The 12562-nt window shown below is 36.7% G+C and carries 8 protein-coding genes and 1 pseudogene; all 9 read left to right on the top strand.

The window, feature by feature from the left end; genetic code table 11:
• Positions 1 to 263 precede the first annotated feature (263 nt).
• The 9 genes and pseudogenes from D7I46_RS06235 (at position 264) to D7I46_RS06195 (ending at position 12561) form a co-directional block, all read left to right on the top strand.
• Positions 264 to 1238, top strand: coding sequence for a LacI family DNA-binding transcriptional regulator (locus D7I46_RS06235; RefSeq protein WP_120772109.1), 975 nt, complete (start codon positions 264 to 266; stop codon positions 1236 to 1238).
• A 490-nt stretch (positions 1239 to 1728) separates the two neighbouring features.
• Complete coding sequence (locus D7I46_RS06230; protein ID WP_162930842.1) at positions 1729 to 2397, top strand: response regulator transcription factor; 669 nt, start codon at positions 1729 to 1731, stop codon at positions 2395 to 2397.
• Between the two features lie 115 nt (positions 2398 to 2512).
• Positions 2513 to 3874, top strand: coding sequence for a sensor histidine kinase (locus D7I46_RS06225; RefSeq protein ID WP_120773309.1), 1362 nt, complete (start codon positions 2513 to 2515; stop codon positions 3872 to 3874).
• 182 nt (positions 3875 to 4056) lie between these two features.
• A pseudogene (locus tag D7I46_RS06220) lies at positions 4057 to 5798 on the top strand (1-deoxy-D-xylulose-5-phosphate synthase).
• Between the two features lie 218 nt (positions 5799 to 6016).
• A complete protein-coding gene (gene yidD, locus D7I46_RS06215) occupies positions 6017 to 6283 on the top strand; it encodes a membrane protein insertion efficiency factor YidD (protein ID WP_120772107.1) in 267 nt (88 codons plus the stop codon).
• 149 nt (positions 6284 to 6432) lie between these two features.
• Positions 6433 to 8352, top strand: coding sequence for a beta-glucoside-specific PTS transporter subunit IIABC (locus tag D7I46_RS06210; protein WP_120772106.1), 1920 nt, complete (start codon positions 6433 to 6435; stop codon positions 8350 to 8352).
• Positions 8353 to 8555: 203 nt separating this feature from the next.
• A complete protein-coding gene (locus tag D7I46_RS06205) occupies positions 8556 to 9989 on the top strand; it encodes a 6-phospho-beta-glucosidase (RefSeq protein WP_120772105.1) in 1434 nt (477 codons plus the stop codon).
• Positions 9990 to 10448: 459 nt separating this feature from the next.
• Entirely contained in the window at positions 10449 to 11033 is a 585-nt protein-coding gene (locus D7I46_RS06200) for a transglycosylase (RefSeq protein WP_120772104.1), read from the top strand.
• A gap of 790 nt (positions 11034 to 11823) precedes the next feature.
• A complete protein-coding gene (locus tag D7I46_RS06195; protein WP_120772103.1) occupies positions 11824 to 12561 on the top strand; it encodes a demethylmenaquinone methyltransferase in 738 nt (245 codons plus the stop codon).
• Position 12562 lies beyond the last annotated feature (1 nt).

Below are 12562 nucleotides of genomic sequence, written 5' to 3'. Positions count from 1 at the left end.
GACTAATACTGATTCACTTCTAAAAGTGTTTTAGAAGTGAAAGTTTGCGTTTCACGCAAGCCTCTCTTGCGCTTGATGCTACTTTTCAAGGCTACGGATGAAAGCATTGCTTTTCCCAATCATCGCAAGCAGTTCACCTCCAAATGTCTAAAATCGTTTAGAGGTAAAATAGTATAAGTCTGCTTACGTATATTTAGAGATGAAAGAATATAAAGAAAGGAGTGCTGGATTTATCCAGTCTGAGCATCGCTCAGAAGACGAAAATGGCAGTAACAATCAAAGATGTAGCAAAAAAAGCTGGAGTAAATGCTTCGACCGTGAGTCGAGTCATAAAAGACAGCTCAGAAATTAGCGATAAAACCAAAGCTAAAGTGCGTAAAGCAATGCAAGACTTAGGTTACAGGAGAAATGCAGCTGCTCAAATTTTAGCTTCAGGTAAAACAAACACCATTGGCGTTGTCTTTCCACCTGTAAGTGATAAAGCCAGCCAGCCTTTCTTTATGAAAATATTGACCTCGATTAACGAAACGGCCCGTGATTATAATGTCTCGGTAGCTATTGCAACAGGACATTCAACCAAAGAATTAAAAAAACAAGTTGAGCTACAATACTCAGAAAAGCGAGTGGATGGTTTTATCATCTTATATGCAGGGAAAAGAGACGAAATTCGCGACTATCTGTTAGAAAATGATATTCCATTTGTGCTGGTTGGAACACCCTCTGAACGGCAAAATGAGATTACACATGTGGACAATGATAATATGCTTTTGGGGAGAGAAGCAGTCAGACATTTGGCTGAACTTCAACATCAAAAAATTGCCTTTGTCACTGATACCACAGAAGGAGAAGTCTACGAAGAACGTTATCAAGGTTTCAAAGATGAGATGAACCGATTAGGATTGACAAAACGTCTCATATTTTTTAACAAAGATTTCATGCTAGAAGATGAAACAGCTCTAGTCGCTATGGATGACGTCTTAGCGTTGAAAGTGGTGGAACGTTTGTCAGAAATTGGATTGAAGGTACCTGACGATGTTAGTATGATTACTTATAATAATTCGATTTTTGCATCAATTTTACATCCCTATTTGACGACTTTTGATATTCATATTGAGCAGTTGGGCGCAGCTGCAGTAAAAAAATTCTTAGATTTATCCAATGATAAGAACTTTTTGCCTGAGAAAACAATTATTCCGTTCGAGCTTATTTTGAGAGAATCAACAAAAATCAAAAAATAATAGAGTTAAAAGGTTCCAAAGTTTGTCTTTGGAATCTTTTTAATTGCGAAATTTGGAGAAAAAGATTGTTTGGGTTATCAGAAGAATTCAAAATAATTGTTTTAGTTTTATTTTAGTATTGATTAAGTTTAATACAAGACAAAAACGGCATAATAGTATAAAATAAAAGAAAGGGTGAGCGCGTTCTTATCAGCTTTATTTGCAAAATATCGAGAGAATATTTTACAAATATAAGTAAAAATACTAGAGATTTATCGAACGTTTTTTTATGTTGTAACGTTCAAATACTGTTTAATTTTTAAAAGTTTTTTTATAAATTAAAGTTTGCGTTTACGCAAATTATTTCTTGCACTTGCTGCTACTTTTTAAGTCTGTGGAATGAGAAAAGCATCGCAAAGCAGCATAGTTATGGCTACAGAGATGAACTAGTATAAAAGCATGAGATAAGAAAAATGATTTTAGCTCAAAAAAGTGAAGAAGGATGGATCCGATGATTAAAATTTTGTTAGTCGAGGACGACTTATCGTTATCCAAGTCTGTTTATGATTTCTTAAAATCATTTGCGGAAGTAAAGCAAGTCTATGATGGAATTGAAGGGTTATATGAAGCAGAGCTTGGAATCTATGATTTGATTTTGCTAGATTTGATGTTGCCAGAAAAAAATGGTTTTGAAGTTTTGAAAGAATTACGTGGAAAAAATGTTGATACGCCAGTTCTTATCATGACAGCAAAAGAATCTTTAGATGATAAGATGCACGGTTTTGATATTGGTGCTGATGATTATCTGACGAAGCCTTTTTATCTTGATGAGTTAAGAGCGCGTATTCAGGCTCTGCTAAAACGCACAGGAAAACTTGAAGATTCCAATGGACTTTCTTATGGTAATGTTCGCTTGAATCTCTCGAATAAATCAGCGATGGTAGATGATACACCAGTAGATTTGATTGGTAAAGAATTTGATTTGGTCGTTTATCTGATGCAAAATCAAAATGTTATCTTACCTAAAGAACAAATTTTTGACCGAATTTGGGGTTACGATAGCGATACCACAGTTACGGTTGTTGAAGTATATATGAGCAAGATACGTAAAAAGTTGAAAGATACAGAGTTTGTTAATAATCTCTCTACTTTGCGTAATGTAGGATATATTTTGCGATAAAAATTATTTCTGTTAGTGCTGACAAAACTGTTATAAGTCTGTCAGTAAATCCCATCATCAAAGAGAGTTGAACGACGAATGAGTTGTAGTGCTGACGAAATGGAAAAGAGAAAATTTGAAGAAAATAATTAAAAAAGTTAAGTCTTCAGCGATTGTGAAAAATGATGGGAAAAATTTCCTTCATTTTTTTCTAGCTTTTACAGTAATTTTTGTGGCTTTGGCAGTTATCATTATTCAAGTGATGCAGATTGGGATGTATAAAGCAACAGACCAAAATTTGCAGGATTTAGCGCGTAATTCAGCTTTTTTGCAAGATGCAGCAAATAATCAAACTGGAACAGGAAGTTTGCAAAGTCAAGGAGCGTATGGTCCGACGAATAGTGTACTTTTCTACGATGCTGACGGAAATAGTTTTACCCCAGCCTCTACTGATATGGGACCGTCAGATTTTGTTCTTAGTCATCTAAAAAAAGCAGTAAAATTAAATAAAAATGCAATTAATACGATTCGGACAATTTCCGTGCATAATCCCTATGGTGCAGATTGGCACTATCGCTATCTAACAACGCAAATTGTCATTACAAACAATGATGGTAGCATTACCCCAGCCTACGTGCAGGTCTTTTCAAATGTTGACCAAATTCAAGACGCGATGAGTCGTGCTATGCTTGTTATTTTAACGACAATGGTTGCTTTTTGGCTTTTATCGGTTGTGATTAGTCTATATCTTGCTAATTGGACTTTGAAACCAATTCTATCTGCTTATGAGAAGCAAAAGGAATTTGTGGAAAATGCTTCTCATGAATTACGTACTCCCCTCGCTATTTTGCAAAATCGGTTGGAACTTTTATTTCAAAAACCGACAGCGACAATCATTGATGAATCGGAAAATATTTCTGAAAGCCTGTCAGAAGTTCGAAATATGCGACTTTTGACCACTAATCTGCTCAACTTAGCTCGCCGTGAATCAGGAATCAAGATTGAGCCAGAAGAAACAACAGCAGCATTTTTTGAGATGATTTTCAATAGTTATGAAATGCTTGCTGAAAATGCAGGGAAAGTGTTTACAGGAACGCTCAAATTAGAAGGAACAATAAATTTAGACCAAGCTTTGATTAAGCAGTTATTGACTATTTTATTTGATAATGCATTGAAATATACTGATGATGACGGAGAGATTTCACTTGATGTGCAAAAAAATGGAGGAAATCTGATTTTTACAGTTGCTGACAATGGTGAAGGAATTTCTAACGAGGATAAAAAGAAGATTTTTGACCGCTTTTTCCGTGTGGATAAAGCACGCACGCGACAAAAAGGTGGTCTGGGCTTGGGATTGTCATTAGCGAAGCAAATCGTTGATGCTTATAACGGTAAAATTTCTGTTGAGGATAATCAACCAGAAGGAACAAAATTTATTATAAGAATTCGTTTGGATAATTCGATGGTTAATCCTGCAAAAATTTTCCAAAAGTTGTAAAATAAGGTTTAACGCTTGAATGTTTGTATGCTTTATGATACAAAGTGATATTTCTACATTCAAAGCAAAATCTGATTCTACAACTTATCATCACTCATTTATTGTAAAATCAGTGCAAAGTATGTGATGACATCAAGTTTGCATATCGGATATCCCACTTAAATAATTAGAAAAGAGAAAAGATGTCAATTTTAAATAAAGTAAATACACCTGCGGATGTGAAAAATTTGACAATTTCAGAGCTTAATGAATTAGCCACTGAAGTACGTGCTGCTGTGCTTCATAAAGTTTCAAATGTCGGGGGCACGTTGGTCCTAATCTCGGAGTAACAGAGTTAACAATTGCTCTACACAAAGTTTTTAATTCACCTGTTGATAAGTTTATCTGGGATGTTTCTCATCAAACTTATCCCCATAAAATTTTGACAGGACGCAAGGTTGGTTTTACTGATGGACACTTTCATGATATTACACCCTACACTAGTCAACATGAGTCTGAGCACGATTTTTTCACTGTAGGTCATACTTCAACTTCTGTAGCAAATGCTTTAGGATTTGCTAAAGCACGCGATTTGAAAGAGAACAAAGAAAATATTATTGCAGTGATTGGAGATGGTTCAATTTCTGGCGGACTTGCTATGGAAGCATTAAATAACGCAGGGGGTTTTGATAGTAATCTTATTATTATTTTTAATGATAATCAAATGTCAATTGCTGAAAATCATGGTGGTTTATACCGTAATCTCGCTGAGCTACGTGAAACAAAGGGAACTGCAGCAAATAATTTCTTTAAAACCTTCGGTTTAGATTATAAATATCTTGAAGAAGGAAATGATATTGAAGCGTTAATTCATCTTTTTGAAGAAGTGAAAGACATTGATCATCCCATTGTTTTGCATATTCACACCGAAAAAGGACATGGTTATGCACCAGCAATTGAGAATAAAGAAAATTTTCATTGGCGTGGCGCGTTTGATTTAGAAACTGGTGCTTTAAAAACAGCATCATCTGCAAAATCTTACACAAGTGTCATGCTTGATTATCTGGATAAAAAAATGGCAGAAGGTCTACCACTTGTTGCGATTAATGCCGCAATTCCGGGAATTTTTGGTCTGAAACAATTTGCTAGCAAATACCCTGAGCGCTATATTGATGCAGGAATTGCTGAACAGTTCACGATTACTTTTGGTGGAGCAATGGCGGCTTATGGCGCGCGCCCAATTATTTTCCATAACTCAACATTTTTACAACGTGCTTATGACCAACTTTGGCATGATGTCGCAATTAATGAAGAACCAGCAATTATCATTGTCAAAGGTGGTGTAATTTCTGGGTCTGACAAGACACACCAAGGTTCATCAGCAATGACATGGATTTCTAATATTCCAAATCTTAAATATCTCGCGCCAACTTCAGAGGAAGAATTACTGTCTATGCTTGACTGGGCACTTGCACAGCATGAAGAGCCAGTTGTGATTCAAATGCCGGAACATGGTGTGGAGTCACGTTTGTCAGTACTGACAGATTATTCAGAACCATCTTATCAGATGGAAAAAGTCGGCGAAAAAGTAGCAATTTTGGCGCTTGGTGGCTTATACTCTCATGGAGAAAAAATCGTTTCAGAACTCTCCAAATCGGGAATTGAGGCAACACTTGTCAATCCACTTTTTGTCAATGATTTAGACCAAACATTTTTGTCAGCACTGACAGAAAATCATGAAGTTATTGTCACTATCGAAGATGGAATTTTAGATGGAGGTTTCGGTCAAAAAGTAGCGTCATTCCTTGGGAAATATGATGTAAAAGTTTTGAATTTCGGTGCAAAACGTGAATTTAATGATTCCGTACCCTCATCAGAATTATATGAACGTTATCACCTCACACCAGAGTTAATGATTGCCGACATCCTTCAACTTCTAAAATAGACATTGACAAACAAAGCTGTCAGTACATTGACAAAAGGGGAAGCTACTCAGACATTGACAGAATAAGGTGACTTCATTGTTCAATTTTTCGTCAGTAGTGTCCAAACTCACAGAAATAAGCAAGGCATCTATGATTTGTATTTCAGTGAACTGTTGGATAAAGATTGGTAAATAAGGGACAAAATATAGAAATATGAAACATCCCCAATGAAAGAAATATGAAAAAAGTATTAGTGAAGGCGGTGCATGGTTATCAGCGTTGGATTTCTCCGGCTCTCCCTCCAGCTTGCCGCTATTATCCTACCTGCTCCAACTATATGATTCAGGCGATAGAAAAACACGGTGCTACAAAAGGTATAGCAATGGGAACCGCGCGTATTCTACGTTGCCATCCATTATGCACTCCTGGGTATGACTTAGTTCCAGACCATTTTAGTCTACGACGAAATTGGGAAGAACCCCCAAAAGACAACTCTTCTAAATAAGAGTTGTCTTTTTTCATTTATTTCTCATTATATTATTATGAAATGAGAAATAAATGAATTATAATTAAATAGAAAAATATCCAAGAAAGCGTAAACATATGAAATAATATGTTAAGGAATTTCAAAAATATCATCTCAAGGAGGAGAAAATGGGAAAATACGAATCACTTGCCCAGCAAATTGTTAAAAATATTGGGGGAAAAGAAAATGTGAATTCAGTTGTTCACTGTATTACACGTTTGAGATTTAGCTTAAAAGATGAAGCTCAAGCTGACACAGTAGCGCTTGAAAACATGGATGGAGTTGTCGCTGTGATGAAAGCTGGTGGACAATATCAAGTTGTCATTGGTAATCATGTGTCACAAGTTTTTGACGAAGTTGTCGCTTCAACAGGTCAAAATCCATCAGAAGGTGGGGAAGTAGAAAAGATGTCTGTTTTCAATCGAGTCATTGATATTATCTCAGGTTCATTTCAACCATTTTTAGGCGCACTCGCGGCAGGAGGGATGATTAAAGGGCTTCTCGCACTTCTAGTCGCTTTCAATGTTTTGACAGCTACTGATGGCACCTATTTGCTGTTAAATGCAGTCGGAGATGCTATCTTTACATTTCTTCCGATTATCGTAGGTATTACAGCTGCACGCAAATTTAAACTTAACGAATTTGTCGGACTTGTATTGGGAGCAATCCTTATGTATCCAGCCATTCAGCTTTCAGCATTTGGTGAAACACAGCCGATAGGTACGTTATTTTCAGGAACGATTATCGAAAGTCAGTATTTCACAACTTTCCTAGGATTACCTGTTATTGCACAAAATTATAGCGGTACAGTTGTTCCAATTATTTTCACAGTGTGGCTGGCAAGTATTATCCAAAAACAAGCAAAGAAAATGATTCCAGAATTACTTCAAACTTTCTTTGTTCCGTTCTTTACGTTGCTTGTTGCTGCTCCGCTTGCTCTTCTTGTCGTTGGTCCAACACTTAACATTGCAACGGACCTTTTGAGTACAGGCTTCCAAAATCTTCTTGGTTTTAATCCTATTATCTTTATGGCCTTGATTGGACTTCTGTGGCAAGTTTTGGTCATCTTTGGCCTTCACTGGGCATTGGTTTCTGTTGCAATTGTCCAAGTTGGTGCAGATGGTTTCACACAAATGCTCGCCGGAACTTTTGGAGCTTCATTTGCACAGGTTGCCGTTGTTCTTGCCCTTTGGTTGAAATTTAGAAAACAAGACAAGGGATTGCGTACGTTAGGAATTCCAGCGATGATTTCAGGATTAGCAGGTGTGACAGAGCCAGCGATCTACGGATTAACGCTTAAACGCAAGAGAGCTTTTCTCTACTCGATGATTGGTGGAGCAGCAGGAGGAGCAATACTTGGTATGGCAAATTCAGGCTTTTATACAATGGGTGGTTTAGGAGTATTTGGCCTTCCAGCTTTTGTATCACCAACAGGAAATATGGTTTTGCTCTATAATGCCTTACTCGGTTTAGCAGTATCAATGCTTGTTAGTTTTGGACTCACTTATTTGTTTTATAAAGAACCAGCAGAAGTTACAAGTGATGATAAAGTAAAAGCACCGAAGCCGACACCTTTTTCAACAACTTTTGCCACTAATACTATAGGGAGCGAAAGTTTCCATTCTCCTCTTACAGGAGAAGTTCGCGCACTTCATGAGGCAAGTGATGAGGTTTTCTCTAGCGGTGCAATGGGACAAGGGGTCATTGTTTTACCCAAAGAAGGAAAAGTCGTGGCTCCATTTGATGGAGAGGTCATAACGATTTTTCCAACAGGTCACGCTATTGGACTACGTTCTGATAGAGGTGCTGAACTTCTTGTTCATATTGGGATGAACACCGTTGAATTACAAGGTCAACATTATGAAAAATTTGTAAAAACTGGTGACCGTTTCAGTAAAGGAGATTTATTAATAAAATTTGATAAAGAAGCTATAGAAGCGGCAGGATATGTTACAGAGACACCTGTCATCTTAACGAATACTCCAGACTATTCGGAAATTAAGGTCTATACAGATAATAATGAAAAAATCATAGAAACTGCTTCATAATCTAAAAAAGATTGCTCTAAAATTGAGCTTTCTTTTTTGGATATTCTAAAAATGATATGACAAAGCTAGAAAAACAGTAATAGAAATAACTTTACTGAGATTAAAATAAATCAAAAAATATTAAAAATAAAAATGAAAACGCTATTAAATCATTTTGAAAAATGTTAGAATAATATAAGAGAAAAATAAAAGGAGAACCATTTATGCCATTTAGTAAAGATTTCCTCTGGGGCGGCGCTACGGCTGCTAATCAATGTGAGGGTGGATATAACCTTGGAGGTAGAGGCCTTGCAAACGTTGATGTTGTACCACATGGTAAAGATAGATTTCCCATTATTACGGGCGAAATGAAACACTTGGATTTTGATGATGAACATTATTATCCAGCAAAAGAAGCGATTGATATGTATCATCATTGGAAAGAAGACCTTGCTCTTTTCGCGGAGATGGGATTTAAAACCTACCGAATGTCACTCGCATGGACAAGAATTTTTCCAAAAGGTGATGAAAAAGAGCCAAACGAAGAAGGATTGAAGTTTTATGAAGAAATCTTCAAAGAATGTCAACGTTTAGGCATTGAGCCATTAGTAACCATTACACACTTTGATTGCCCAATTCATCTTATCGAAGAATATGGTGGCTGGCGTAATCGAAAAATGGTTGAATTTTACGAAAATCTCGCGCGTGCGATTTTCACACGCTTCAAAGGCTTGGTTCATTACTGGCTCACTTTCAATGAAATCAATATGCTCTTGCACGCTCCGTTCATGGGAGCAGGTATTGTGTTTGAAGAAGGAGAAAATAAAGAACAAACCAAATATTTGGCGGCTCATCATGAGCTTTTAGCATCAGCAATTGCTACAAAAATAGCTCACGAGATTGACCCAGAAAATAAAATCGGATGTATGTTAGCTGCGGGAGAATACTATCCTTTTGATTGTCATCCAGATAACGTACTTGAAGCTCAAAAACAAAATCGAGATAACCTTTTCTTCATTGATGTTCAATCACGAGGAAAATATCCAAATTATCTTCTTAAAAAGCTAGAGCGTGAATCTATTGAACTTCCAATCAAAGAAGGAGACTTGGAGATTTTAGCGGAAAATACTGTAGATTTTATCTCATTTAGCTATTACTCAAGCCGAGTGGCAAAGGCAAAAGATGAGGCAGAAGATAAGTCTGCTGGAAATATTTTTGAATCAGTGACTAATCCTTATTTGGAAGCAAGTGAATGGGGATGGCAGATTGACCCTAAAGGTCTACGCATCACAATGAATACAGCCTATGATCGTTATCAAAAACCACTTTTTGTTGTTGAAAATGGGCTTGGTGCAGTAGACACGCCTGATTCAGATGGTTTTGTTGCTGACGATTATCGAATTGCTTACTTGGCGGCTCATATTGAAGAGATGAAAAAAGCCGTTGAGATTGATGGCGTAGAGCTTCTTGGTTATACGACTTGGGGCTGTATTGACCTTGTTTCTGCAGGTACGGGTGAAATGAGCAAACGTTATGGCTTTATTTATGTTGATAGAGATGATTTTGGTAAGGGAACATTGAAACGTACCCCTAAAAAATCATTTAATTGGTACAAAAAAGTGATTGCATCAAATGGGGAAGATTTAAGTAATGAATGAAGCTGATATTTCATTTTGCTATGAAGTATAGAGACAAGACGCTTTAAATAAGGAGCCAAAGTGGTTTTAAAAAGATTTTTTGGTAGGCAAAGTTTTACGACTTTGCCTATTTTTTTATTGCAAAAGCAATATAAATGTAATCGTTTTACATTAAAATAAAAAATAATTCCTTAATTTATTTAAGTTTTACTTAAGGAAGGGAGAGTAGAATTGACTACTCATAAATGTTACGGCATTTTTTATTATTTAGAATACACTAATAGACCTTTAAACTTAAAGAAGGGCTGAGTATTTTAAAGGTGTAACGTCCATAGCGTGCAATGACGTTAAACTGCTTACGGTAATCCTACACAAGCGTTCAAGACTTTATGATGTGTATGGGAAGTAACCATGAGGATAGGGTATATACTGGATTGTACTCCTATGGAATATTCTTAGTGGCGAAATCGAAAGGTCTAAATGAAGTTAAGTAAAGTTGCTATTTCAACTGGATTAGTTGCATCGTTAATGTTTATCGGTAGTGGTATCGCTCATGCAGATACTCCTGCTCCATCAACACATGACATTGCGCTGGAGGTGATTAATGGAAACTATGGTGACGGTGGTGAACGCATTACAAAACTAACAAACAAAGGTTTTGATGCTAAAGTTATCCAAGCAGAAGTTAATGATATCTTACTAGGAAAAGTAAAGCAAACTCCTGTATCTACTAAGACCGTTGAAGGACAACCTACTAAAGTTACATCAGCACAAAGTGTTTCTGATGGACTCAATATGAGCCAAAATTCTGGACAAGTTAACATCCAAGCGCTCGCAAATTATATGGTAGCTAATACAGCAAATACGGCTAGTTATTCTGCTAATGAGTGGGCTTATATCATCTCTCGTGAATCAAACGGGTTAGCTGATAGTGTTAATACGAGTTCAGGTGCTTATGGCGTTTTTCAATTGCTAGGTCATGGTGAATATTCTGGTATGCCGTTGAGCGAACAGATTGCTATGGCAAGTAAACTTCCTGCTGGTAGCTGGGTGGTTTACAACTAAGTATTGAAAGATTGCAAGTGTCTTTTCAGTTGGTTATCAAGTGAAAAGACTATAAATATTAATAATTAAATGCTTATGACTTACATATCGCATAATTTGATATAGCTAGTTTCACAATGAAGTGATCACTTCATTATGGGGGAGTTCGTTTTCCATCAATGTTAGGGTACAACCTCACACCAAAAATATGAGGTCACACCTCCGCTTCGCTACGTTATCCATTCGCTCTATCTCCGCTTTGCTACGTTGTCGACTAAAGTCGGAAGTTCAAATCGCTAAAGCGCGAAGACCCTAGGGCAGTAGAACGAAAAATAGAGCTTTACATTTCGCCTTATCGCTTTAGTGAGTTGAGCACTTTCGTGCCCGAGAATCGACAGCGCAGTGAAGCGGAGATAACACGCACTTGTTGAGTTAAGATCCGATATGATTCTATATCATGGGTTCATATGTAGAATGGCACATAGCGTGCATGTCATGGACCACTTTTACTCCATGAAGTTGTAAAACAACGGATTAGCTATAGTCATGAAATAAAGTAAAACATTTGCATTAATAATAAAATTAAGCAGTATCTGACTTTTTTGTGGACTTCTACATCAGAGTTGGATTACTCTACTTTAGTAGTGTCAAACTTTAAATTGCCCTATTTGTATAGGGTTTTTTTATTAGAAAATGTATCTGGTGATGTTACTGTATTAATATAGATAAAGAGATAAGAATGTTGGGAGCCTTGCCAGTATAAAATAGTTCAATGTAAATATGTGGTTGCGGGGTGTGATATAATAAAAATATGACAGAAGTAAATGAAGAACGTGTGCATGAGATTTTTAATACAATCTCAGAAGACTACGATAAGATGAACTCAATTATTAGCTTTAAACAACATGATTTATGGCGAGCGCAAACAATGAAAAAAATGGGAAATTTAACAGGACAAAAAGTGCTTGATTTGTGCTGTGGAACTGGAGATTGGCTACTTGATTTGGCGGAGGCTGTAGGGGAGAGTGGGCAAGCGACTGGTTTAGATTTTTCGGAAAATATGTTAGCCATTGCTCAAGCAAAAGTTGCTAAGCGAGGAGATAAAAACATTGAGTTAATTCAAGGAAATGCAATGGAGTTACCTTTTGCTAATCAGCAATTTGATGTGGTTACGATTGGCTACGGGCTTAGAAATACACCCAACTACCTTACTGTGCTATCTGAGATATATCGTGTTTTAAAGCCAGGAGGCAGGGCAGTTTGTATTGAGACTTCTCACCCTACATTACCTGTTTACAAGCAAGCTTTTGAGTTATATTTTGAAAATATCATGCCCCTTTTTGGGAAATTATTTGCTAAATCTTATGAAGAATACCGTTGGCTACAAAAGTCAGCTAAAGATTTCCCGAATGCAAAAGTTTTGAAAGATTTATTTGAACAAGCTGGTTTTTCGGCAGTCGAGTACAAAATGCATGGTGGAGGTGCTGTTGCAACTCATTTTGCTAAAAAATCATTGAAGCCTAAGTCGAATATTCGTATTGGTAAGTAGT

This window comes from Lactococcus allomyrinae, assembly GCF_003627095.1.
Taxonomy (GTDB): Bacteria; Bacillota; Bacilli; order Lactobacillales; family Streptococcaceae; genus Lactococcus; species Lactococcus allomyrinae.
The sequence above is the reverse complement of the archived record's forward strand: the minus strand, read 5'-3'. Positions and strand labels throughout refer to the sequence as shown.